The organism is Actinophytocola sediminis, assembly GCF_054779715.1.
The window spans coordinates 1-23,017 of the sequence record NZ_BAAGXS010000106.1 but is presented as its reverse complement, the minus strand read 5'-3'; the positions used below and the strand labels follow the sequence as shown (position 1 = coordinate 23,017).

The following is a 23,017-nucleotide window of genomic DNA, read 5'->3' as shown; positions in this document are numbered from 1 at the left end:
CGCCTCGAGCGCGGCCAACTCGGCAACCGCCGCGCGCGCCCGGCCGACCCGCTCCGCCAACGCCCGCAGCGCCAGGAACTCCGCCTCCGCCCGGTCCCGCTCGCCCGCCGCCGTCAACTCGGCGGTCACCGCAGCCGACGCCGCCGCCGTGGTGCGCGCCAGCAGCGCCGCCAACCACGGCTCGTCCGCCGTCTCCCTCGGCTCCTCGCCGACGACCTGGGCCACCCGCGCCACCAACTGCCCGCACTCGACGCGCGCCTGCTCAAGCGCCCGCCCCCGGTTCGTCCGCCGGTCCCGGAACCACCGCTCGACCAGTGCGAAGTGCTGGGTGCCGAACAGCTTCTCCAGCAACCGTTCCCGCTCGTCGGTCTCCGCGCACAGGAACCTGGCGAACTCGCCCTGCGGCAGCAGCACCACCTGGAAGAACTGGTCCTTGCTCATCCCGAGCAGCCGTTCCACGGTCCGGCCGACCTCGTCGATCCTGGTCACGCCGTCCGGCGCGTGTCCCGCCGGCGCGTCCCCGACCCAGGTGAGCGACGCCCGCGCCTGCTGCTTCGTGGTGCCCCCGCCCCGCTTCTTCGGCCGCTCGTACTCCGGGCCGCGCACCAGCAGCAACCGGTACCCGCGCACGGTCAGCTCGAGCCGGACCTCGGTCGCCACCCCGGGGTCCGCGTAGTCACACCGCAGCCGCCGGGCCTGGTCCCGCAGCCCCGGCACCGCCCCGAACAGGGCGAAGGCCACCGCGTCCAGCAGTGTCGTCTTGCCGGCGCCGGTGTCGCCGTGCAGCAGGAACAACCCGTCCTCGGCGAGCCGGTCGAAGTCGACGACCTCGTGGCCGGGGTAGGGCCCGAAGGCCGTGACCGCCAACCGGTGCAGCCTCATGCCGCGTGGTTCCCGCGCTGGTTGGCGAGCTCGGCACGCTCCTCGTTGGCCACCGCGGCCAGCGCCTCGCGCAGCAGCGCCCGCTCGCCGTCGGTCGGCTCGGCGCCTCGGCAGTCGTCGACGAACTGGCAGGCCACCTCGTGGTCGGTGCGGCTGCGCACGGTGCTCGCGTACCGCAGCGACGCCGCGAGCCGGCCGCCCGCCGGCCGCCAGTCCAGGTGCACCGCGTGCGGGAACCGCTCCTGGAGCCTGCGCAACGCGTCGGTCGGCCGCACCTGGTCGGTCAGCTCGACGGACAGGTAGTGGTCCACCAGCCGCTCGTGTGCCGGGTCGGCGAGCAGCTCGTCGAGCGTGCCGGTGACCGTGGACAGCGCGCGCGGCACCGGTAGCTCCCGCCGCTCGACCCCGGTCAGGCCACCCTCGTCCAGCTCCACCAGCCAGACGGACTTGCGGTGGCGGGCCTCGGAGAACGAGTACGCCAGCGGGCTGCCGGAGTAGCGCAGGTGCTCGGCCAGCCGCTGTGGGCCGTGCAGATGGCCAAGCGCCACGTAGTCGACGCCGGCGAACACCGTGCTCGGCACCTGCTCGACGCCGCCGACCGCGATCGTCCGCTCCGAGGCGCTCGGGCTACCGCCGGTGACGAACGCGTGCGCGAGCACCACTGATCGGGTGGACTCCGGCCGTTCGGCCAGGTCTGCTCGGACGCGCCGCATCGCCTCGGTCAGCACGCCGGCGTGGCCGGTCGCGTCGATCAGCATCGCGTGCCGGGCCGGCTCCGGCTCCAGGTACGGGATGCCATACAGGGCAACAGGTCCGTGCTCGTCCTCGAGCAGCACCGGGCGGTCGAGCTCGGCCACCCTGGTGCGTAGGTGCAGCCCGCCGGCGGCGGCGAACTCGGCGAACGCGCCCAGCCGGGGCGCCGAGTCGTGGTTGCCAGACGTGATCACCAACTGGGCGCCGGCTGACCTGATCCGGTCGAGAATCCGGGTGCACGCGGAGACCGCCTCACCGGCGGGCACCGCCCGGTCGTAGAGATCGCCGGCGACCACGACCACGTCGACCCGCTCGTCGGCGACCAGGTCGGCCAGCCCGCCGAGCACCGTCTCCTGGTCGGCGAGCAGGTCCCGACCGTGGAACATCCGGCCGACGTGCCAGTCGGAGGTATGCAGCAGCCGCATGGCGGACAAAGTTAGGGCCGCGAGCCGGCGAAGTGCGGGAGCCACGCCACTCGGAGAGGGGGTCGCGCGCCGAGCGGCGACCCGCCACCCGGAATTGTCGGTGCCCCCCGACAAGATGATCCCGACCACCTCGACACCGAGATCCAGCGAAGGGAGCCAACGATGGCCGCAGTGTTCGGCACGGTAGCCGTCGTGCTGTTGCTGTTGATCGTCGCCGGCGTGGCGCTGTTCTTCCGGCTCTACGCCGACAGCCAGCGCAGGCTCGACGCGGCGGCGGTCGCCATGCGCCAGGAGCGCGACCGCACCGACGCGCACGCGGCGGCGTTACGCCGCTACGAGGTCACCTTCGCCTCCATCCACGGCCGGGGCGAGCTCGGCGAGCGCGCGCTGGTGGAGACCGCCCGCGCGCTTGGCCTGCGCGAGGGCCTGCACTTCTCGCTGCAGACCGATGTCGGCGGCGGCGGCTCGGTGCGCCCGGACATGCTCCTGATCGTCGGCGACGGCCGGCGGGTGCCGGTCGACGCCAAGATGAGCATCGCCTGCTGGATCGAGGCGGTGGAGACCGAGGACGTCGACGAGCGGATGGACGCGTTGCGCGTGCACGTGCGCAACATCCGCTCCCGGGCGGCGGAGCTGGCCGGGAAGGGCTACCAGCGCTGGGCGGACGCGATCTACGGCACGGTCATGTTCGTCCCGTCCGACGCCGCGGTGGTCGCCGCCATGGACGCCGACCCCGACCTGCTGCGCTGGCTGCTCGACCGGCGGGTGTTCGTCTGCGGCCCGACGGGGTTCGCGGTGATCGCGTCCGCGGCGATGCTGGCGGCCAGCGAGCGCGTCCTGGTCGAGGACATCGAGGCGCTGCGGGGGCACGCGGCCGCGGCGCACCGGGCGGCGGAGGGCGCGATCGACGCGGTCAACGTGTCGAGCACCCACCTGCAGCGGTTCCTGCAGGCGCGCCGGCGGGAGCTGGACGCGCTGACCCAGTTCGCGACCGCGGTCGGCCCGTTGACCGAGGCCGCCGCGAGTCCGACTCCGGTCGCCCAGGTCCGGCGCGTCGACGAGGTACTGGTGACGGGCGCTCCCGCGCCGCGTGAACTGGTGGCACAGACCGACGGTGAGGAGGTGGCCGACTCGGAGATCCCGTTCTGATGTCCGTTATGAGACATGCCCACTCGCTGTGATCACCACCACGTGTCAGGCGCGGACAACCTGCTGGACACATGTTGTCCTCGACCCGTCAACCTGGCGCAACTGGTCAAACGGGTGCCCGCCGCGCCGGCAGCGGACAGTAGGCGCGCTGTGTCCTGTTTCACATCGGGGTGTGGTGCGGGTGATGCCGTTTCAAGAACGGCGGTCAGCAGCGCCAACTGACCTACTAACGTGTGCGCCGTGACCGCGACCCGCGATCGCCGGAGCGATCCTGCAGCAGACACCGAGCCGGCGTGGGATGACCGCCCGATCCTTGGCATGTCTCGGGGCCTGCCCTGGTGGGCCTGTGTGCTGCTCACGTTCGGTTTGTCCGTTGTCGCGGCGATCGTTGCGATGCTCCTCCAGGGCGAGCTGGGGCTGATCTACCAGGTCGCGTTCGTACTGGGGTGCGTCGCCGCGATCTGCCTGGTGCAGCGGCGGAGCCTGTTCGGCCCGATCGTGCAGCCGCCGCTGGTGTTCGCGGTGACCGCCATCGGTGCCATGCTCACCCTCGGCGACAACCTGGCCAAAGGGCTGGGCAAGAAGGTCATCGGCGTGGCGATCGAGCTGACCAGCTACTTCCCGACGATGGCGATCGCGACCGTGCTGACCGTGGCGATCGGCGGCTACCGGTTGTGGAAGGAACGCGACCCCAACCCACCGGTCCGCGCCAACACCGGCAAGAAGGGCCGCCCGGCCAAGGAGCCCCGCCGCCCCCGCGATCCCGAGTCCCCCCGCCGCGAACGCACCGGCAACCGCGACCGCGTCCCCCCCGAGGCCCGCCAGAGCCGCCAGGGCGACCCCGACGAGCCGGCACCCCGCCGCGGCCAACGCGGCCGCCCCCCACGCCCCCAGGGCGACCAGAACCCCCGAGAACCCCGCACCACCCGCCGCGACCGCGACCAGGGCGCCCCAGAACGCGGCACCAGCGACCGCCCGTCTCGCGGCTCCCGCTCCCGCCCCCGCGACGACGGCGACCCACCCCCCCGACGCCGCGACCCCGGTGCAGACCCCCGTCCCCGTCGCGACGACCGCCCCAACCCCCGCCGCGACCCCGGCGAACGCGGCACTCCCCGCCCCCGCCGCCGCCCCCCGGACAACCACCGCTGACCACACCGCACCACCAGCTACCGGCCAGCGCCGCGCAAGCCCGCCACGCGAGTCCAACGCTCCCAACGCGCGAGTTCAACGTTCCCGCCTCGCGAGTTCAACGCTCCCAGCGCGCGAGTCCGACGCTCCCGCCGCGCTAGTTCAACGTTCGTGTCTTGTGGGGTCGAGCCGCGCGAGCCGCGGCTACCGGACGCTGCCCTTGAGGTCCTCGGTCTCGAGTGCCTTCCGCAGCTCCCTCGGCAGCGCGAACGCCACCTTCTCGTTGGCGGTGGTCACCTCCTGCACCTCCGCCCACCCCCGCTCCGCCAGCCACGACAACAGGTCCATCACCAGGATGTCCGGCACCGACGCCCCACTGGTCACGCCAACCGTGGACACCCCGTCCAGCCACGCCGGATCCACCTCACGGGCGTAGTCGACCAGGTACGACGCCCGCGCCCCCGCCTGCAGCGCCACCTCGACCAGCCGCTTCGAGTTCGACGAGTTCTGCGAACCGACCACCAACACCAGGTCGCACTCCGCCGCCATCGCCTTCACCGCGACCTGGCGGTTCTGCGTGGCGTAACAGATGTCATCGCTCGGCGGGTCCTGCAGCCCGGGGAACCGCTCCTTCAGCTCGTTCACCCGCACCAGGGTCTCGTCCACCGACAGCGTGGTCTGCGACAGCCACACCACCTTCGACGGGTCGCGCACCGTGACCTTCCGCACGTCCTCGGCCGTGTCCACCAGCTGCACGTGCGCCGGCGCCTCCCCGGCGGTCCCCTCGACCTCCTCGTGGCCCTCATGGCCGATCAGCAGGATGTCGTAGTCGTCCCTGGCGAACCGCTTGGCCTCCTGGTGCACCTTGGTCACCAGCGGGCAGGTCGCGTCGATCGTGCGCAGCTCGCGCGCCGCCGCCTGCTCGTGCACCGCGGGCGCCACTCCGTGCGCGGAGAACACCACCAGCGCACCCTCCGGCACCTCGTCCGCCTCCTCGACGAAGATCGCGCCGCGCTCGGTCAGGGTCTCCACCACGTGCTTGTTGTGCACGATCTCCTTGCGCACGTACACCGGCGGACCATAGGTCTCTAACGCCTTCTCGACGGTCACCACCGCCCGGTCGACGCCTGCGCAGTAGCCGCGTGGTTTGGCCAGCAGGACTCGCTTGGTCATGCGACCCAGCCTACGGACCCGGCATGGCCGGTGGGCATATCGGTTGACCTGAGGCAGGCTAGACCCCATGAAGTCGATCCCGCTCCCGGTGCGCGTGGCCGCCGGGCTCGCCGCCACCGCGGTGGAGCAAGCCCGAACCCTGCCCGCCAAGCTGGCCGGCCTCCCGGTCACCGTCGCCAGCCAGGCACTCCAGGTCTCCATGCGTGTCCAGCAACAGGTCACCGAACTCGCCATCCGCGGCGACGAGGTGCTCTCGAGCCTGAGCCAGGCCGAGGAAACCCCGGAGTGGGCCACCTTCGACGAAGACCTCGAGGACGACGACCGCACCGACAGTCACCGCACCGACGGTGACCGCACCGACGACCGCGCCCGCCGGTCCGCGTTCGACCGGGTGACCGACGACACCGACGACGACACCGACGACACCGACCCCGAAGGCGACCCCGAAGGCGACACCGAAGCGGAGACCGCCACGCGGTCGGCGAACGGTTTCCCCGCCGACGACCCCTGGGTCGCCGAGCAGCGCGCGCTCGCCGAGCAGACCGCCGCCGCCGAACGCGACCTCGCCGCGGCGGAGAACTACGACACCCTGTCCCTGGCCCAACTCCGCGCCCGGCTCCGCCGCTTCACCGCCGACGAGCTCGCCGAACTACTCGACTACGAGCGCGCCAACGCCAACCGCCCGTCGTTCGTCGGCATGCTGACTCGGCGTATCGCGACGGTGCGCGACACCGGTGACTGAGCCCGCCACCACCCCCGAGCGCCCATGGCCGGTGCGTACGGTCGCCCGCAAGATCGCCGACTGGATCAACCGCCTCGGCGACATCTGGGTCGAGGGCCAGGTCACCCAGATCTCCAACCGCCCGGGCACCGGCACCGCGTTCATCACCCTGCGCGACCCGGCCGCCGACGTCTCGATGACCGTCACCTGCGCCACCGGACTGCTGCGCGAACAACCGCTGACCGACGGCACCCGGGTCATCCTGCACGCCCAACCGGCGTTCTTCATCGGCAGGGGAACGCTGTCCCTGCGCGCCGACGAGATCCGCGCGGTCGGCATCGGCGAGCTGCTCGCGCGCATCGAGCGGCTGCGCAAACTCCTTGCCGCGGAAGGGATCTTCGACAAGCGACGTAAGCGAAGGCCACCGTTCCTGCCGCACACCGTCGGCCTGGTCACCGGCCGCGCATCGGCCGCGGAGAAGGACGTGCTGACCAATGCGCGGGCGCGCTGGCCGGCCGTCCGGTTCCGGGTCGAGAACGTCGCCGTGCAGGGCGCGCTCGCGGTGCCCCAGATCGTCGACGCACTGTCCTCTTTGGACAGAGACCGGAACGTGCAGGTGATCGTGATCGCCCGCGGCGGCGGCAGCGTCGAGGACCTGCTGCCCTTCTCCGACGAGACGCTGCTGCGCGCGGTGTCCGCCTGCGCCACCCCGGTGGTCTCCGCGATCGGCCACGAGCAGGACACCCCACTGCTCGACCACGTCGCCGACCTGCGCTGCTCGACCCCGACCGACGCCGGCAAACGGGTGGTGCCCGACATCGCCGAGGAGACCGCGAAAGTCCGCCAGCTCCGCGACCGCGCCCGCCGCGCGCTTCACGGCTGGGTGGATCGTGAGCGCCGGCTGCTCATCGCGCTGCGCAGCCGACCCGTCCTCAGCGACCCACTGACGCCACTGGAACAGCGAAGTGCGCAGGTCAACACCCTTGTGGAGCGATCACGGCGGGCGGTGAAGGCGCTGGTGGCCGCCGAGGCGGCGCACCTGAACCACACTGGTGCCCGCTTGACGACGTTGGGACCAGCCGCCACGCTTGCCCGCGGATACGCGGTCGTGCAGCGCGTCGACGACGACGGGAACTCGCGGGTGCTCCGCTCGGTCGCCGAGGCCGCCGACGGCACCCAGCTGAGAGTCCGGGTCGCCGACGGCGCGGTGCACGCGACCGTCTCCGACCGCGAGCCGAGCGCGAGTGGAGGTAACGGTGCCAAGGCTGGAGCGTGACCCGACCTTCCTGCCGCTGACCATCAGCGCGACCTTCGCGGTCACGCAGGCCATGGCCCGCACGCCGACCTTACGCTCGACCGCCGAGCTGGTCCGGGACCGGGCTCGCCGGGCCGACGCCGCCGCGGCCGAGTGCTGGGCGGCGCTGTGCGCGGGCTGCGACGCCCCCGGCCGCCGCGCGCTGCCCAACCGGTTGCGCGAGCTGTCCGAGGTGACCTCGGTGTACGCCGGCACCCGCTGGTGGTTCGGTCGCGGCTCCCAGCATCGGGAACGGGTGTCCAGCGCGCTCCAGCGGATCGAGGACGCGGTCGCCGAACGCGACGGCGCCGAGTTCGCCGAGGCGTTCGTCGGCTACGACCAGGCGGTGGCTACGGTGCTGGTGAACTCGCACTCCCGATTGGAGACTCCAGCCACGTGACCGACGACCCGACCGACGGCCTGAACTACGAACAGGCGCGCGACGAGCTGGCCGAGGTGGTCGCGAAGCTGGAGAGCGGCGGACTGCCCCTTGAGGACTCGCTCGCGCTCTGGGAGCGCGGCGAGACGCTGGCCAAGCTCTGCGACCGCCACCTCGCCGGCGCCCGCGAACGCATCGAGACCGCCCTGGCCGCCGCCGAGTCGGAGGTCACCGGCCGGTGAATACCGGCGTCCGCTTCTCCACGAAGGCCTCAACGGCCTCCCGGTGATCGGGTGAGCCGCCAAGCGCGCGCTGGCCGTCGCCCTCGCAGGCGAGCGCACCCTCCAGATCGGACCCCGCGGCGACCAGCATCGCCTCCTTGATCCTGGCGAAGCCGGTTGTCGGCCCGGTGGCCATCCGCGCGGCCAGCTCCGTCGCCGCGCCGAGCGCGTCCGGCGCCACCTGCGTGACCATGCCGAGCGCCAACGCCTCGTCGGCGGTCACCGGCTTGGCCAGCAGCACCATCTCCATCGCCCGGCCGTAGCCGATCAGCCGCGACAACGTCCACGAAGCACCGGAGTCCGCGGTGAGGCCGATGGTGGCGAAGGCCATCAGGAACTTCGCCTTCGGCGCCGCCACCCGCAGGTCGCACGCGTAGGCGAACGAGGCGCCGGCACCGGCGGCCATCCCGTTCACCGCGGCGATCACCGGTTTCGGCATCCCGGTCAGCGCCCGGACGATCGGGTTGTAGTGCTCGGCGACGGTCCGGAACGGCTCCGGGTCGGCCGCGCGCAACACGGCGACGTGCTCCTTGAGGTCCTGCCCGGCGCAGAACGCCTTGCCGGCGCCGGTGAGCACCACCGCGCGCACCGAGTCGTCGCCCGCGGCGTCGGTCAGCGCCTCGAGCAGGCGCTCCTTGAGCTCGACGGTCAGCGAGTTGAACGACTCCGGCCGGTTGAGCGTCAGCGTGCGGACCCCGTCGCGATCATCGACCAGCAGTACGGCCACGGTGTGCTACCTCCACAGGTCATGCGCTGGAGCGCGCGCGGGTGCCTCGGTTGAGACAGTCCGACAGGAACGTCTCCGCGGCCGGAGCCAGGCGCGCGGTCTCCCGGTCGAAGAAGTCTGCCGCCTCGGTCCCCGGCCAGCCAGGCGGCAGCAGGGACGGCGGCAGGCCGGGGTCGCGGAACAGGAACTTGCGCCACGCGTGCAGCAGGTGCTGGGACGCGGCGAAGGCCTCTGCCGGCGCCGAACCGTCCACTGCGGACACGATCGGCTGCCACTCGGTGACGAAGGCCGCGTAGTCGGTGCCCAGGGTGTCCAGGTCCCACGCGCGGGCGGCCAGCTCGGCGTCGTCGCCGTCGTGCTCGCCGACGAACGTGCGGCCGGCAAGGCCCTCGGTCTCGAGCACCTCGGTCAGCGCGGCCGATGGCCGGGGGGCGACCCAGGTGGTCGGCCCGAGCGGGCCGTAGCCGAGCAGCCGCAGCGACGAGTCGAGCCGGTCGCGGGCCGTGCGGGTCGGCAGCTCGTCCAGCGCCAGCACCTGCCACCGACCATCCCAAGTAGAGGGACGGGTCCGGTAGATCCTGGCGGCCGCCTCGTCGAGCCTGCGCTCGGCCCTGGCGGTCAGCGCGTAGCCGGGGCCCTCCGCGAGCCGTACCGGACACAGCCAGTCCTGACGCACCATTCTGGACACCGCGGTGCGGATCGCCGGGGCCTCGAAGCCAAGCGGCTCGAGCAGGCGCACCAACGCGGCGATGGCGGCAACGCCACCTCGGGCTCGGAGGTAGCTGCCGTACACGTCGAACAGCGCGGACCTGGCTCGCACGATTTTCGATCCTCCCAGTCGGCGGCGGCCCGGCGCCAGGGGGTTTCGGGCGCATAACGGCCGGTCATCGACACGCAGTTGATCGGTTCGATTTCACCGCCGAGATGCCATAGGGGAGAATGTCACCGTCTTCGGCCGGTTGGCCCCGTCCGGAGCGGCAGGCTATGACGGAGGGAGCACGCTATGGCGGCCATGAAGCCCCGGACCGGTGACGGTCCCCTCGAGGTGACCAAGGAGGGTAGGGGCATCGTGATGCGCGTCCCACTCGAGGGTGGTGGACGCCTCGTCGTCGAGATGTCGGCAGAGGAGGCGAGCGCTCTCGGGGACGCGTTGAAGGTCGCGGCCGGCTGACCCCCCTGTCCAGAGTGGAGGGCCCGAGGTCCTCGAATGGAGGTCTCGTGCACACGTCGGTACCCGTCCTACCGACGGCACTCCCCGAGGTGGAAACGATCACGGCGCCACGGCGGGGCACGCCGCTGGCCGTCGTCACCGCGACGGGCTCCGGTGACGCGGCGACGCCACTGGTGCCCGGCCGGGACATCCTCGACGGCGAGTGGCCGGCCGCCGTCGCGCACACCGGCAAGGCGGGGGAGGTGCACCCGGGACCAGCTGGTTCCGGCGTGGCCTGGCTGGTCGGCACCGGCGACGGCACCCCCGGCCACTGGCGCACCGCGGGCGCGGCGTTGACCAGGGCGGTGAACGCCAGGATCGAGCGCGACGCCGACGCCGGCAGGCCGACCGACCGGGCGCTCGCGCTCGAGCTGCCGCCCGACCTTGGCCTACCCGAGGTCGGCGAGCTGGTGCTCGGTCTGCGGCTCGGCGGCTACGCCTACCAGGTCACCGGGACCCCGGCGGTCCCGCGACTGCGCACGATCCGGCTGGTGACCGGCGCGGACCGGCCGGAGCTGACCGACGCCGTTCGCCGGGCGGCGGTACTGGCCAGCGCGACCGCGCTGGCCAGAGACCTCGCGAACACGCCGTCCAACGTCAAGGACCCGGCGTGGCTCGCCCGTACGGCCGAGCGCGTCGCCGGCCGCGCGCCCGGCGTGCGGGTGACCGTGCGGGACGACCGGTGGCTGGCCGCGCAGGGCTTCGGCGGTGTGCTCGCGGTCGGCGGCGGGTCGAGCAGGCCGCCAAGGTTCGTCGAGCTGGCGCTGCGGGGCAGGCGCGGGGCGCCGCACGTCGTGCTGGTCGGCAAGGGCATCACGTTCGACACCGGCGGCATCTCGGTGAAGCCGGCCGACGGGATGCACCTGATGCGCACGGACATGTCCGGCGGCGCGGCGGTGATCGCCGCGGTGACCGCGCTCGCCGAGCTGGCGCCGGACGTGCGGGTGACCGGGCTGGTCCCGTGTGCGGAGAACCACCTTTCCGGGTCGGCCTACCGACCGGGCGACGTCGTGCGGCACTACGGCGGGCGCACGACCGAGGTCACCAACACCGATGCCGAAGGCCGGATGATCATGGCCGACGCGCTGGCCTACGCGGTCGCCACGCTGTCCCCGGACCTGGTGGTCGACGTGGCCACGCTGACCGGGGCGATGAAGATAGCGCTCGGCCTGCGCACCGGCGGGGTGTTCGCCAGCCAGGACGCGGTCTGGGACCGGGTCAACGCGGCCGGGTCGGCGGCCGGCGAGCGGTGGTGGCGGATGCCGTTGGCCTCGGACCTGGACAGCGTCGACGGCGAGTTCGCGGACACGGTGCGCAGTGACGTCGCCGACGTCGCGCAGTGCCCGACCGGCCCCGGCGCGATCGGCGCGGCCATGTTCCTGCGGGAGTTCACCGGCGGGTTGCCGTGGGCGCACCTGGACATCGCCGGCCCGGCGCGGGCCGAGCGGACCTACGACGAGGTGACCGCCGGGGCGACCGGGTTCGCCGCGCGGACCCTGGTCGAGTTGGCCGCCGCGTACGGGCGCTGAGCGAACACCCGGTTGAACAGGGCGAACTTCACCAGGAACACCGGGCCGCTCGCGGCCAGGTAGCTCACCACCAGCAGTACCGCGCGCCAGCCCTGGTCGGCCACCAGCGGCAGGAACGCCTGCTCGGCCACGGTGGTCAGGCCGATGGCGGCCACACCGCTGATCAGTGTCACGGTGAAGTAGGTGGTCAGCTGCTGGCGCAGCCGGCCGGGGTCGGTGTCGGCCCACGCCCAGTAGCGGACCATCAGGAAGTGGGGCACCGAGCCGGCGAGGAACGCGATCGTGCTCGCCGCCGCCGCGTCCTGGCTCCAGCCGACCCAGTAGACGGTCAGCAGCACGAGCTGGCTGATCCCGGTGGCGATCGCGGACGCCACCGAGAACCGCGCGAAGCGGATTCGGAGTCGGGGCGCCGGTGATGTCTGAGCCACCTGGCAAAGTTAACCGCCGCCGGCTGAACGCGCTCTCAGGAATGACCCTGATATCAGTCGGTCTCCACCCGGACTGGAGCTCAGGGGAGCACCGAGTCGTAGACCTCGACGGTCCTGGCCGCCGCGCCCGTCCAGGAGAACTCCCGCTCCGCCAGCGCCCGGCCGGCGGCGCCGAAGGCACGCGCCAGTGACGGGTTCGCGAGCAGCTCGTTCACCGCGGTCGCCAGGTCCACTCGAAAGGTGGACTCGTCGGCCGGGTCGTAGTGCACCAGCAGCCCGGTCCGCCGGTCCTGGACCACTTCCGGGATGCCTCCGACATCGGAGGCCACGACCGCCGTGCCGCACGCCATCGCCTCCAGGTTCACGATGCCCATCGGCTCGTAGACCGACGGGCAGACGAACACCGTCGCGTGGCTGAGCAGCTGGCGGACCTCCGCCGGCTGGAGCATCTTCTGCAGCCAGATCACGCCGTCGCGGGCCATCGACAGCTCCTCGACCTCCGCACGGGTCCTGGCCGCGATCTCCGGCGTGTCCGGCGCGCCGGCGCACAGCACGACCTGTGCTGCCGGGTCGATCTGGTGGGCGGCCGCGATCAGGTGGCCGACGCCCTTCTGCTGGGTGATCCGGCCGACGAACACCACGATCGGGCGGTCGGGGTCCACGCCGTAGCGGTGCAGCGCGTCGTCCTCGGTGACGGGGTGGTAGGCCGCCGAGTCGATGCCGTTGTGCACGACCCGCACCCGCGCCGGGTCGAGCCCGGGGTAGCAGTCGAGCACGTCGGTGCGCATGGCGGCGCTCACCGCGATGATCGCGTCGGCGGACTCGTAGCTGGTCCGCTCCACCCACGAGGAGAGCTGGTAGCCGCCACCGAGCTGCTCGGCCTTCCACGGCCTGCGCGGTTCCAGTGAGTGCGCGGTGATCACGTGTGGGACGCCGTAGAGCAGCTTGGCGAGCTGCCCGGCGAAGTTGGCGTACCAGGTGTGCGAGTGCACCAGGTCGACCCCGTCGAGCGCGGCGGCCATCGACAGGTCGGCCGACAGCGTGCGCAGCGCGGTGTTGGCGTGTTCGAGCCCGGTGGGGTTGTGCGAGTGCACACCGTCGGCCGAGCGGGGCGCGCCGAACGCGTGTACGTCCACATCGATCAGTTCCCGCAGGCGGGGCACCAGGAACTCGACGTGTACCCCCGCGCCGCCGTAGACCTCGGGAGGGAACTCCCGGGTTAAGAGTCCGAGTCGCACCTCCGCAAGGTAGCCCTGATCACCGGCGCGCGGTTAGGGTCAGCACGTGAAGGGCCAGCCCAACGTGCTCGCGATCGTGCTCGCCGGCGGTGAGGGGAAGCGGCTCTGGCCGCTGACCGCCGACCGGGCCAAGCCCGCCGTGCCATTCGGGGGCAACTACCGGCTGATCGACTTCGTGCTGTCCAACCTGGTCAACGGCGGCTATCACCGGCTGTGCGTGCTGACCCAGTACAAGTCGCACTCGCTGGACCGCCACATCTCCACCACGTGGCGGCTGTCCAGCGTGCTCGGGCAGTACATCACCCCGGTGCCGGCCCAGCAGCGGCTCGGACCCCGCTGGTACACCGGCAGCGCGGACGCCATCTTCCAGTCGCTGAACCTGGTCTACGACGAGCGCCCGGACCAGATCGTGGTCTTCGGCGCCGACCACGTGTACCGGATGGACCCCTCGCAGATGGTGGACCAGCACATGGAGACCGACGCCGGGGTGACCGTCGCCGGGATCCGGGTGCCACGGACCGAGGCGAAGGCGTTCGGCTGCATCGACTCCGACCGCCACGGCCGGATCACCCGGTTCCTGGAGAAGCCGGCCGAGCCCCCGCACGTGCCCGACGACCCGGAGGTCACCTTCGCGTCCATGGGCAACTACGTCTTCCGCACCGACGTGCTGCTCGACGCGCTGCGCACGGACGCGGCCAACCCGGAGTCGATGCACGACATGGGCGGGGACATCATCCCGATGCTGGTCGCCGACGGCGGCGCGATGGTCTACGACTTCGACGACAACGAGGTCCCCGGCGCCACCGAGCGCGACCGCGGCTACTGGCGCGACGTCGGCACCCTGGACGCCTACTACGACTCCCACATGGACCTGGTGTCCGTGCACCCGGTCTTCAACCTGTACAACCACCGCTGGCCGATCCGCACCGCGACGCCCCCGTTGCCGCCGGCCAAGTTCGTCAACACCGGCACCGCGGTCGAGTCGATCGTCGGCCCCGGCTCGATCGTCTCCGGCTCCTTCGTGAAGGACTCGGTGATCAGCGCGGACGTGATGATCGAGGACGGCGCCACGGTCGAGGGCAGCGTGCTGCTGCCGGGGGTCCGGGTCGGCCGGGGCGCGGTCGTGCGCCGGGCGATCCTGGACAAGAACGTCTCGGTGCGCGACGGCGCCAGGGTCGGCGTCGACGCCGCGGCCGACCGCGAGCGGTACACGGTCAGTCCGGGCGGTGTCGTGGTGCTCGGCAAGGGCGAACGCGCCGAATAGCTCCCGTTCGCCGGCCGGACCACATACCGTTGGCGCATGGAACCGCAGCCGCCGCCGGAACAGGACCCGTTCCGCGCCATGTGGCAGATGTCCCCGGTCGCCGACGCCCGCGCAGACGGCAAGCGCAGGCGGCGAAGCGGCCTGCGGATCGGCACCGGGATCATCGGCGGCCTGCTGATGTTCCTGCCGTTCGGCCTGGCGGCGAGCGCGTTGTGGGGCTGGTGGCAGGGCGAGTCGACCTGGGACGGCGCCGGCTGGGCGGTCGTGGTGATCGGACTCGGCGCGGGCGCGCTGGTCGGCGGCTTCGTCGCCTCCGAGAGCTGACCCGCCCGGCTAGTGCGCCTTCGCGGCGACCAGCAGGCCGTCGCCGAGGGGGAGCAGGATCGGCACCAGCCGGTCGTCCTCCCGCACGGCCCGGGTGACCTCCCGCAGCGCCACCGTCTCCGCGTCCCGGCGCGCCGGGTTGGCGACCTGGCCGGACCACAGCACGTTGTCGAACGCGATCACCCCGCCCGGCCGCAGCAGCCGGACGCCCTGCTCGTGGTAGCCCGGGTACTCCTGCCGGGCGGCGTCCACGTACAGCAGGTCGTAGGCCTCCTCGGTCAGCCGGGGCAGCACGTCCAGCGCGCGGCCCATGATCAGCCTGGCCCGGCCCTGGCCCATGCCGGCGCCGGCGAACGCCCGCTTGGCGGCGCTCTGGTGCTCGGGCTCCACGTCGATGGAGGTGAGTACCCCGTCCGGTGCCATCCCACGCAGCAGGTACAACCCGCTGACACCCGATCCGGTACCGATCTCCACCACGGCCTTGGCCCGCAGCGTGGTCGCCAGGAAACGCAGGATGGCTCCGCCTGCCGGCGAGATCGGCGCGCAGCCGAGCTCAACGCCTCTGGCACGGGCGTTGACCAGCGCGTCGTCCTCGGAGACGAAGCCGTCGACGTAGGCCGCGAGCGCGTCCGTGTCGATCGTCGGCGTATCGGATGCCACGGCATGTGAGGTTAGCGTTATCCGGCCGGAAACTGGTGCAAGCCGGTCACCGCGCATTTCTCAGCCGCCTCTCAGGCGCCTCTCACTACCTTCACATCAGGGGAAAGCAGTATCAGGTTTGCAAGGGGATCGAGAGCGGTACAGGAAGCTGAACCGCGACGGCAGGGGTGGGAACACGATGGGCAGAGTCGGCGTTGAGCATGACAGTGGGGCTGACAGCCCCAGGGAGGTGGCTACCCGCCCGATGCACAAGCAGTCGACCGGCACCGCTGTTGCCGAGCCAGTGCAACCCGTCCACGTGGACGAGGAGTCCACCTGGACCCCGCCGTCGTGGGACGAGGTCGTGCGGGAGCACGCCGACCGGGTCTACCGGCTCGCCTACCGCCTGAGCGGCAACGCGCACGACGCCGAGGACCTTACCCAGGAGACCTTCATCCGGGTCTTCCGGTCACTGTCGAGCTACAAGCCGGGCACCTTCGAGGGCTGGCTGCACCGCATCACCACGAACCTGTTCCTCGACATGGCCCGGCGCCGCTCGCGGCTGCGCATGGAGGGCCTGCCAGAGGACACCGACCGGCTCGCGGGCGACGACCCGAGCCCGGAGCAGGTCTATGTCGAGACCCATCTCGACCCCGACCTGCAGGCCGCGCTGGACGAGCTGCCCCCGGAGTTCCGGGCCGCGGTCGTGCTCTGTGACGTCGAAGGACTCTCCTACGAGGAGATCGGTGCCACACTCGGGGTGAAGTTGGGTACTGTTCGAAGCAGGATTCACCGTGGGCGCCAGGCTTTGCGGGCGTCGCTGGAGCGGCGCAGAGAACTCGTACGGGAGGGTAGGTCGTGACCGACGAGCGCGGTTGGGGTCTGTCCGAACAGCATCTTCTGCCGGACGTCGTGGTTGCCTTCGTCGACGGGGAACTGTCCGCGACGGCGCATGACCGCGCGTCGGCACACATGGCAAGGTGCCCACACTGCCTGGCCGACATCGTCGCGCAGCGGCAGACCGCGTCCGTGGTCCAGTCCGCCGACGTGCCGTCCGTGCCGGCGGGGTTGCTCGCCACGCTGCGCGCCATCCCCCAGCAGGTCGAGATGCCGACCGCGCCGGACGGGTTGGCGATGACCGATGACGGTCAGCTGGTGGTCGTGCAGCGACCGGAACGGATGCCGGCCCCTTTTGGGGCGAGTCCGCCGCTCGGGTCGTCCGCCAAACTCGGTGAGGGCGACGCGGTACTCGGGCGTCGCTCGAGCAGGCGCACCGCCCAGGGCGCCGGTGTCGTGGTGTCCGGTCTGGTGCTCGGCGCGCTGGCGCTGGTGAGCACCGGCGGCGACGAGGAGCCCCGGCCCGCCGTTGGCACCCAGCCGGACCGGCCGGCCGTCGCCGACGCCAACCAGATCAAGCAGGCCGGCTACATCCTGCACACCGCTGGTCGCTGAGCCGCCGCACCCCGGCCGCTACGCCGACTTCACCGGTGATCAGGCAGGCTGAGCAGCGATGAACGACCAGCAGATCCCCGAGTCACCGAACGATCGGCCGAGGCTGGGACCGCGTCCGCTGGACCGCCCGGCCGTCGACCCGTCGAGTGCGGCGGTGTTCGGCCGGCCGAGTGGGGTGGACGGCCCGTTCTCCGCCCAGCCCGGCGGGCCGGCGGGTGCGCGGGCGGCGTTCGCCGAGCTGAAGGCCGCGCCGCCGGTGCCGGAGTCGCTGGCCAGCGCGTTCGGCCGGCCGCATGGCGGCACCGAGCTGCTCCAGCGCCCACCGACGGACGACTCGCCCAACGGGGTCGACCCGTGGGACGACGACGCGGCGGGCGACCCGTGGCGTGACCCGGCGGCAGGTGCGGTGATCGGCCCGCCGGCACTGGGCGCCGAGGACGCCAAGCGCGCCCGGGACCACAAGAAGTCCGACCGGCCGGCCGGTCAGCTGCTCAGCCTGCCGGAGCTGATCTTCGGTCGCCGGGTCAGGGTGACCGCGCTGCTCACGCTCGGGCTGGTGGCCTTGCTGATCGGCACCGCGGGCGGGGTCGCCGGCTGGTACCTGGGGCGCGGCGGTGAGCGGCTCAACCAGGACATCTCGCTGGCGCAGGTGTCCGCGAGCAAGGAACGCCCGGCTGGCTCGGTCGCCGACATCGCGCGCCGGGTGCGGCCCGCGGTGGTGACCATCGAGGTGCGGATCAGCGAGGGTCAGTCCGTCGAGGGCTCCGGCGCGGTGATCGACAGCAACGGCTACATCCTGACCAACGAGCACGTGGTCTTCTCGGCCGCCGACGGCCGGGAGCTCACCGTGAAGTTCGTCGACGGCACCCGGGTCAAGGCCGAGTTGGTCGGCCTGGACGCGAAGTCCGACCTCGCGGTGATCAAGGTGGACGTGCGGAACCCGACGGTCATCCAGCTCGGCCGCTCCGGTGACCTGCAGGTCGGTGACACGGTGATCGCGATCGGCTCGCCGCTTCGGCAGAACGACACGGTCACCCAGGGCATCGTCAGCGCGTTGAACCGGCCGGTGCTGACCGGCGAGAGCGGGGAGCCCGCGGCCTACGACGCGATCCAGACCGACGCGGCGATCAACCAGGGCAACTCGGGCGGTCCGCTGGTGGACTCGACCGGGGCGCTGGTCGGCATCAACACGTCGATCCAGACCGACGGGGCCAGTACCGGCAGTGTCGGCCTCGGCTTCGCGGTCCCGATCGACTACGCGCGCGGCATCGTCGAGGCGCTCATCCGGGACGGCAAGGTGAACCACGCCGACCTTGGCGTGAACGTGGCGTCGGTGTCGGCGGACACGGCAGAGGGCGCCAAGGTGCAGAACGTGCGCGACGGCGGCGCGGCGGCGAAGGCGGGCATCAAGCAGGGTGATGTGATCCGGAAGGTCGGCGACCGGGGCATCGCGGACGCGGCGGAGCTGATCGTCGCGGTGCGGCTGCACGACATCGGTGAGCGGGTGCCGGTGGTGTTGGCCAGGGGTGGACGCGAGCTGACGATTCAGGTGACCCTGCAGTCGGACTGATTGGCTACCCTGGTCCTGGTGACATTCGTTCGGTGAAGGTAGGCCACAGTGTTCGACAGCATCGGCTTGGCCGAGATTCTTATCATTGTGGTGGCCGGCCTCTTCATTCTCGGTCCGGAGCGGCTGCCGTCCGCGGCGGCGTGGCTCGGCCGCAACGTGCGCAAGGTCCGCGAGTACGCGACCGGCGCCAGGGACCAGCTCAAGAACGAGATGGGCGACGACTTCGACGAGCTCCGCAAACCCCTCGAAGACCTGCAGCAACTACGCAACTTCGACCCGCGCCGAGCCGTCACCCGCCACCTGTTCGACGACGTGGACACCCCCAACGGCCACACCAAGCCCAACGGCCACACGCCACCGCCGCCCGCCACCCCCAAGCGCCAGGACCCCACCCCCGAAGCCACCACCGGCGGCCCAACCAAACCCGCCACCTTCGACCCCGACGCCACCTAGCGCCAACGCCCTGAATGCCTCATTCAGGACGTTGAGCGTCTCGAATGAGGCATTCAGGGCAGTGTCCGGACCGGTCAGGCTGGGGAGACCGACAGCATGCGGCCGGCAAGGCCGCGTGCCCTGACCGACAGCCGGGTCGCGATGTCGGTCAGCACCTGCGCGGCCGGAGCCTCCGGGACCGCGGTGACCAGGGGTTTTCCCTCGTCCCCTGCCTCACGCAGCCGGGGGTCCATCGGCACCTTGCCCAGCAGGGGCACGTCCGCGCCGACGGTCCTGGTCAGCGAGTCGGCCACCTTCTGGCCACCGCCGGAGCCCCACGGCTCCATCCGTGAACCGTCCGGCAGCTCCAGCCACGACATGTTCTCGATCACGCCCGCCAGCCGCTGCCTGGTCTGCAACGCGATCGCGCCCGCGCGCTCGGCCACCTCGGCGGCCGCCAGCTGCGGCGTGGTCACCACCAGGATCTCCGCGTTCGGGATCAGCTGGGCGACCGAGATCGCGATGTCGCCGGTGCCGGGCGGCAGGTCGAGCAGCAGCACGTCCAGGTCGCCCCAGAAGACGTCCGCCAGGAACTGCTGCAGCGCCCGGTGCAACATCGGCCCCCGCCACACCACCGGCGTGTTGCCCTGGGTGAACATCGCGATCGAGATGACCTTCACGCCGTTGGCCTCCGGCGGCAGGATCATCTTCTCCACCCGCGTCGGCCGGGTGTGCGCGCCGAGCATCCTGGGCACCGAGTGGCCGTAGATGTCCGCGTCGACCACGCCGACCGACAGCCCGCGCGCGGCCATGGCCACCGCCAGGTTCACCGTCAGGCTCGACTTGCCGACCCCGCCCTTGCCGGACGCCACGCAGTACACCCTGGTCAGCGATCCCGGCTCGGCGAACGGGATCTTCGGCTCCTCGGCGTCCCCGCGAAGGCTGCGGCGCAGTTCGGTGCGTTGCTGGTCGCTCATCACGTCCAGTTCGACCGTGACCTCACCCACACCCTCGACCGCGGTGACCGCCGTGGTCACGTCGCGGGTGATCTTGTCTCGCAGTGGACAGCCGGCCACGGTCAGATAGATCTCCACGTGAACGGCACCGTGTTCACCGACGGTCACGTTCTTGACCATGCCGAGGTCGGTGATCGGCTTGTGGATCTCCGGGTCCTGCACGCCCGCCAACGCCGCGCGAACGGCCTCGACGTCGGGAACCCGAGTTGGCTCGCTGGTCGTCACAGATTTCATGCTACGGGCAATACACAACAACCGTTCCGGTGACCGTCTCGGTGAAGATGCAAGTGGGCACGAGCGTTCCGTAACATCACCCACGTGGTGGAACCAGCCGTGAACCGGTTACCAACCGGGTTCGAGGTCGACGCGTGGCGCTCGTTCCTGCGGGCGCACGCGCGGATCGTCCGGGTGCTCGAAACCGAGCTGGTCGCCGCGCATCCGCTGTCCCTCGGCGGCTATGACGTGCTGGTTCAGCTGGCCGAGGCCCCCGACCGCCGGCTGCGGATGGCCGAGTTGGCCGACGCCGTCCTGCTGTCCCGGTCGGGTGTCACCCGGCTGGTTGACCGACTCGAGGTGGCCGGGATGGTCACCCGCGAACGCTTCACCGGCGACGGCCGCGGTGTCGTCGCCGTGCTCACCACCAAGGGCGTGGACACTCTCCGTGAGGCCGCGCATACGCATCTCGCCGGTGTCGTCCGCCACTTCATCGACCATTTCGACCAGGCCGAGCTCGCCAACTTCGGCGAGCTGTGCACCCGCCTGGCCGACTAGTCCGACCAGCGCGCGTCGTCGCGGATCGACTCCGGGGTCGGCCGGCGTCGCAGGTCCTTGCGCAGTTTGTCCAGCTCACCGCGTAGGTAGTCGCGGGTGGCGACCTCACCGACGGCCAGCCGCAGCGCCGCCAGCTCGCGGGCGAGGAACTCGGTGTCCTCCTTGGTCTGCGCGGCCCGCGCCCGGTCCTCCTCCAGCGACACCCGGTCCCGGTTGTCCTGCCGGTTCTGCGCCAGCAGGATCAACGGTGCCGCGTACGCCGCCTGGGTGGAGAACGCCAGGTTCAGCAGGATGAACGGGTACGGGTCCCACCGCAGGGTGACCGCGAACAGGTTCAGCGCGATCCAGCTGATCACGAGCAGTGTCTGCCAGAACAGGAACTTCCCGGTGCCGAGGAACCGGGCGAGTCGTTCGGACAGCTGGCCGAACATCTCCGGATCCCACACCGGCAGCCGCAGCCTGCGGGTCGACCGCGGCTGGTCGAGTCGGCGGCGTCGGGTCTCAGCCATCGGCGGCCGCGCTCTCGGTCGTGCCGCCACCGGGTGCCCAGTCACCGTCGTCGCGCCAGCCGGCCGGCAGCAGGTGATCCAGCACGTCATCGACGGTCACTGCGCCGAGCAGGTGCTCGGTGTCGTCCACCACCGGCCCGCACACCAGGTCGTAGGCGGCGAAGTAGCGGGTCACGTCGGCCAGCGGCGCGGTCGGCGGCAGCCGGGCCAGCTCGGGGTCCAGCGCGCCGGCCACCAGCTCACCCGGCGGTTCGCGCAACAGCCGCTGCAGGTGCACGCAGCCGAGGTAGCGCCCGGTCGGCGTGGCCGACGGCGGCCGGCAGACGAACACCATGCTGGCCAGCGCCGGGGTGATGTCCGGGTTGCGCGCCATGGCCAGCGCCTCGGCGATGGTCGCGTCCGGGGTCAGCACGATCGGCTCCGGCGTCATCAGGCCGCCGGCGGTGTCCGCGGAGTAGGCCAGCAGCCTGCGCACCGGGTCGGACTCCTCGGTCTCCATCAGCTCCAGCAGCCGGTCCTTGTCCAGCTCGGACAGCTCGCCGAGCAGGTCGGCGGCGTCGTCTGGGTCCATGGCCTCGAGGATGTCCGCGGCGCGTTCCTCGTCGAGGTGGGCGAGCAGGTCCTTCTGCACGATCTCGGGCAACTCCTCGAACACGTCCGCGAGCCGCTCGTCGTCGAGCCCGTCGGCCACCTCGTAGCGCCGCTTGGCCGGCAGGTCCCGCAGCGCGGCGGCCACGTCGGCGGCCCGCATCGAGTCGAACACCGCCAGCAGCTGGGCCGTGCCCTGTGGCAGCTGGGCGAGCTCGGCGATCCCCGGACCGCGCACGTCCTCCCAGTGCACCACCCGCACCGGCCCGCGCCGGCCGAGCCGCCCGGTCCGCGACTGCACGGCGACCCGGCCGAGCAGCCAGTCCCTGGTGCGGGTCAGCTCCATCGCCGCGTCGACCACGACCGCGCTCGCGTCGTCCTCCTCGAGGGTCACCCGCGCGTCCAGCAGCTGGCCGACGACGAGGATCTCGCTCGGCCGCTGGTTGAACCGCCGCAGGTTGACCGAGCCGGTGGCCAGCGTGACCGCGGTGGCGTCGATCGAGGTGACCCGCAGCATCGGCACGAAGATCCGCCGGCGGGTGGCCAGCTCGACGACCGCGCCGAGCACCCGGGGTGGCTGGCGGTCGGTGCGCAGGGTCACCACGACATCGCGGATCTTGCCGATCGACTCGCCGTCCGGACCGTAGACGGGTAACCCGGCCAGCTGAGCGACGAACACCCTGTTCACGGAACCCACGACGGTCAGGCTATCCGGCCTGGGGTCGGCTCACTCGGCGACGACCTCGGCGATCTCGCCGCACAGTCGTGCGGTGGGGAACTCGCCGCCCTCGGCCCACGTCTCGACCGCACGCACCAGCGTCCAGCGCCTGGCCAGCTCGACGTCCAGTCCGGCGAGTCGGCACACGGTCGCCAGCCGCTCGCCGACCCGGTCGTCGAACCTGTTCCACAGCAACGGGATCAGCCCGAACTCCGGGTCGCCCGCGATCGGTTTCGGGTCGATCACCAGCCACGGCTCCCGGGTGCCGGCGAGCACGTTGTCGAAGTGCAGGTCCTCGTTGACCAGCCGGTCGCCCGCGCGCGGGCCGAGCAGCGCGCAGTAGGCCACGGCGGCGTCGACGAACCGCGCGGGCACCCGGCCGCGCGCCCGCGCCGGCAGCTCCCGCGCCCAGCGCGC

Annotated in this window: 27 protein-coding genes; 15 read left to right on the top strand and 12 right to left on the bottom strand. The window is 71.9% G+C overall.

Annotation, left to right across the window (positions count from 1 at the left end):
* Window positions 1–882 (bottom strand): AAA family ATPase (locus tag ACYVIP_RS43795; protein WP_460407047.1); only part of this gene is annotated, 882 nt, incomplete at its 3' end.
* The gene (locus ACYVIP_RS43790) at window positions 879–2,060 is read right to left on the bottom strand and encodes an exonuclease SbcCD subunit D (protein ID WP_460407046.1); all 1,182 of its coding nucleotides are present in this window, start codon (window positions 2,058–2,060) and stop codon (window positions 879–881) included. The genes ACYVIP_RS43790 and ACYVIP_RS43795, both read right to left, overlap by 4 nt.
* 162 nt (window positions 2,061–2,222) lie before the next feature.
* Between ACYVIP_RS43790 and rmuC the strand changes: the two genes are divergently transcribed.
* Window positions 2,223–3,209, top strand: a complete 987-nt coding sequence (rmuC, locus tag ACYVIP_RS43785; protein ID WP_460407045.1) for a DNA recombination protein RmuC — start codon at window positions 2,223–2,225, stop codon at window positions 3,207–3,209.
* 318 nt (window positions 3,210–3,527) lie between these two features.
* A complete protein-coding gene (locus tag ACYVIP_RS43780; RefSeq protein ID WP_460407044.1) occupies window positions 3,528–4,358 on the top strand; it encodes a DUF6542 domain-containing protein in 831 nt (276 codons plus the stop codon).
* A gap of 183 nt (window positions 4,359–4,541) precedes the next feature.
* Here the strand turns inward: ACYVIP_RS43780 and ACYVIP_RS43775 are convergent, their stop codons facing one another.
* On the bottom strand, window positions 4,542–5,510 hold the full coding sequence (locus ACYVIP_RS43775) for a 4-hydroxy-3-methylbut-2-enyl diphosphate reductase (protein WP_460407043.1): 969 nt from the start codon (window positions 5,508–5,510) through the stop codon (window positions 4,542–4,544).
* A gap of 67 nt (window positions 5,511–5,577) precedes the next feature.
* Here ACYVIP_RS43775 and ACYVIP_RS43770 point away from each other — a divergent pair, with 67 nt between their 5' ends.
* Genes ACYVIP_RS43770 through ACYVIP_RS43755 form a run of 4 tightly spaced genes read left to right on the top strand, consistent with a single transcriptional unit; the run spans window position 5,578 to window position 8,146 of the window.
* Window positions 5,578–6,252, top strand: a complete 675-nt coding sequence (locus tag ACYVIP_RS43770; RefSeq protein ID WP_460407042.1) for a lipid droplet-associated protein — start codon at window positions 5,578–5,580, stop codon at window positions 6,250–6,252.
* Window positions 6,245–7,507: an exodeoxyribonuclease VII large subunit gene (xseA, locus tag ACYVIP_RS43765; protein WP_460407041.1), complete on the top strand. Its 1,263-nt coding sequence runs from the start codon at window positions 6,245–6,247 to the stop codon at window positions 7,505–7,507. Before ACYVIP_RS43770 ends, xseA begins: the two co-directional genes overlap by 8 nt.
* Window positions 7,488–7,925 carry a sugar ABC transporter substrate-binding protein gene (locus ACYVIP_RS43760; protein ID WP_460407040.1) on the top strand — a complete coding sequence of 146 codons (438 nt, stop codon included), beginning with the start codon at window positions 7,488–7,490 and terminating at the stop codon, window positions 7,923–7,925. The genes xseA and ACYVIP_RS43760 overlap by 20 nt, the downstream gene beginning before the upstream one ends.
* Complete coding sequence (locus ACYVIP_RS43755; RefSeq protein ID WP_460407039.1) at window positions 7,922–8,146, top strand: exodeoxyribonuclease VII small subunit; 225 nt, start codon at window positions 7,922–7,924, stop codon at window positions 8,144–8,146. Before ACYVIP_RS43760 ends, ACYVIP_RS43755 begins: the two co-directional genes overlap by 4 nt.
* On the opposite strand, the gene ACYVIP_RS43750 is transcribed toward ACYVIP_RS43755, so the two are convergent.
* Both ACYVIP_RS43750 and ACYVIP_RS43745 read right to left on the bottom strand, forming a co-directional pair.
* Complete coding sequence (locus ACYVIP_RS43750) at window positions 8,133–8,912, bottom strand: enoyl-CoA hydratase-related protein (RefSeq protein WP_460407038.1); 780 nt, start codon at window positions 8,910–8,912, stop codon at window positions 8,133–8,135. The genes ACYVIP_RS43755 and ACYVIP_RS43750 overlap by 14 nt on opposite strands.
* Before the next feature lie 19 nt (window positions 8,913–8,931).
* Window positions 8,932–9,732 (bottom strand): PaaX family transcriptional regulator, encoded by an 801-nt coding sequence (locus ACYVIP_RS43745; RefSeq protein WP_460407037.1) that lies wholly within the window; start codon window positions 9,730–9,732, stop codon window positions 8,932–8,934.
* 183 nt (window positions 9,733–9,915) lie between these two features.
* Between ACYVIP_RS43745 and ACYVIP_RS43740 the strand changes: the two genes are divergently transcribed.
* Complete coding sequence (locus tag ACYVIP_RS43740; protein ID WP_075136168.1) at window positions 9,916–10,083, top strand: DUF3117 domain-containing protein; 168 nt, start codon at window positions 9,916–9,918, stop codon at window positions 10,081–10,083.
* Window positions 10,084–10,130: 47 nt separating this feature from the next.
* The gene (locus ACYVIP_RS43735; RefSeq protein ID WP_460407036.1) at window positions 10,131–11,651 is read left to right on the top strand and encodes a leucyl aminopeptidase family protein; all 1,521 of its coding nucleotides are present in this window, start codon (window positions 10,131–10,133) and stop codon (window positions 11,649–11,651) included.
* Here the strand turns inward: ACYVIP_RS43735 and ACYVIP_RS43730 are convergent.
* Window positions 11,573–12,079 (bottom strand): GtrA family protein, encoded by a 507-nt coding sequence (locus ACYVIP_RS43730; protein ID WP_460407035.1) that lies wholly within the window; start codon window positions 12,077–12,079, stop codon window positions 11,573–11,575. The two genes, ACYVIP_RS43735 and ACYVIP_RS43730, sit on opposite strands and share 79 nt — an antisense overlap.
* A gap of 80 nt (window positions 12,080–12,159) precedes the next feature.
* The gene (gene glgA / locus ACYVIP_RS43725) at window positions 12,160–13,317 is read right to left on the bottom strand and encodes a glycogen synthase (protein WP_460407034.1); all 1,158 of its coding nucleotides are present in this window, start codon (window positions 13,315–13,317) and stop codon (window positions 12,160–12,162) included.
* 46 nt (window positions 13,318–13,363) lie between these two features.
* Here glgA and glgC point away from each other — a divergent pair, with 46 nt between their 5' ends.
* Window positions 13,364–14,581, top strand: a complete 1,218-nt coding sequence (glgC, locus tag ACYVIP_RS43720) for a glucose-1-phosphate adenylyltransferase (protein ID WP_460407033.1) — start codon at window positions 13,364–13,366, stop codon at window positions 14,579–14,581.
* Between the two features lie 36 nt (window positions 14,582–14,617).
* Window positions 14,618–14,905 (top strand): hypothetical protein, encoded by a 288-nt coding sequence (locus tag ACYVIP_RS43715; RefSeq protein WP_460407032.1) that lies wholly within the window; start codon window positions 14,618–14,620, stop codon window positions 14,903–14,905.
* A gap of 9 nt (window positions 14,906–14,914) precedes the next feature.
* Here ACYVIP_RS43715 and ACYVIP_RS43710 read toward each other — a convergent pair whose 3' ends face one another.
* On the bottom strand, window positions 14,915–15,565 hold the full coding sequence (locus tag ACYVIP_RS43710; RefSeq protein WP_460407031.1) for an O-methyltransferase: 651 nt from the start codon (window positions 15,563–15,565) through the stop codon (window positions 14,915–14,917).
* A gap of 244 nt (window positions 15,566–15,809) precedes the next feature.
* On the opposite strand from ACYVIP_RS43710, the gene sigE reads away from it, so the two are divergent.
* The 4 genes from sigE to tatB are packed head-to-tail and all read left to right on the top strand — an operon-like array spanning window position 15,810 to window position 19,019.
* Window positions 15,810–16,406, top strand: coding sequence for an RNA polymerase sigma factor SigE (gene sigE / locus ACYVIP_RS43705; protein WP_460407030.1), 597 nt, complete (start codon window positions 15,810–15,812; stop codon window positions 16,404–16,406).
* Window positions 16,403–16,996 (top strand): anti-sigma factor family protein, encoded by a 594-nt coding sequence (locus tag ACYVIP_RS43700; RefSeq protein WP_460407029.1) that lies wholly within the window; start codon window positions 16,403–16,405, stop codon window positions 16,994–16,996. The genes sigE and ACYVIP_RS43700 overlap by 4 nt, the downstream gene beginning before the upstream one ends.
* A 58-nt stretch (window positions 16,997–17,054) precedes the next feature.
* Window positions 17,055–18,566 carry a S1C family serine protease gene (locus ACYVIP_RS43695; RefSeq protein ID WP_460407028.1) on the top strand — a complete coding sequence of 504 codons (1,512 nt, stop codon included), beginning with the start codon at window positions 17,055–17,057 and terminating at the stop codon, window positions 18,564–18,566.
* A 48-nt stretch (window positions 18,567–18,614) separates the two neighbouring features.
* Window positions 18,615–19,019 carry a Sec-independent protein translocase protein TatB gene (gene tatB / locus ACYVIP_RS43690; protein ID WP_460407027.1) on the top strand — a complete coding sequence of 135 codons (405 nt, stop codon included), beginning with the start codon at window positions 18,615–18,617 and terminating at the stop codon, window positions 19,017–19,019.
* A 74-nt stretch (window positions 19,020–19,093) separates the two neighbouring features.
* Here the strand turns inward: tatB and ACYVIP_RS43685 are convergent, their stop codons facing one another.
* On the bottom strand, window positions 19,094–20,239 hold the full coding sequence (locus ACYVIP_RS43685; RefSeq protein WP_460407026.1) for an Mrp/NBP35 family ATP-binding protein: 1,146 nt from the start codon (window positions 20,237–20,239) through the stop codon (window positions 19,094–19,096).
* A 93-nt stretch (window positions 20,240–20,332) separates the two neighbouring features.
* Between ACYVIP_RS43685 and ACYVIP_RS43680 the strand changes: the two genes are divergently transcribed.
* Window positions 20,333–20,785, top strand: a complete 453-nt coding sequence (locus tag ACYVIP_RS43680) for a MarR family winged helix-turn-helix transcriptional regulator (RefSeq protein WP_460407025.1) — start codon at window positions 20,333–20,335, stop codon at window positions 20,783–20,785.
* Here ACYVIP_RS43680 and ACYVIP_RS43675 read toward each other — a convergent pair.
* From ACYVIP_RS43675 to ACYVIP_RS43665, 3 genes are all read right to left on the bottom strand, one after another.
* A complete protein-coding gene (locus ACYVIP_RS43675; RefSeq protein WP_460407024.1) occupies window positions 20,782–21,294 on the bottom strand; it encodes a DUF1003 domain-containing protein in 513 nt (170 codons plus the stop codon). The two genes, ACYVIP_RS43680 and ACYVIP_RS43675, sit on opposite strands and share 4 nt — an antisense overlap.
* Entirely contained in the window at window positions 21,287–22,579 is a 1,293-nt protein-coding gene (locus ACYVIP_RS43670; RefSeq protein WP_460407023.1) for a magnesium transporter MgtE N-terminal domain-containing protein, read from the bottom strand. Before ACYVIP_RS43670 ends, ACYVIP_RS43675 begins: the two co-directional genes overlap by 8 nt.
* 30 nt (window positions 22,580–22,609) lie before the next feature.
* The coding region (locus ACYVIP_RS43665) for an aminoglycoside phosphotransferase family protein (protein ID WP_460407022.1) at window positions 22,610–23,017 on the bottom strand (408 nt) is incomplete at its 5' end.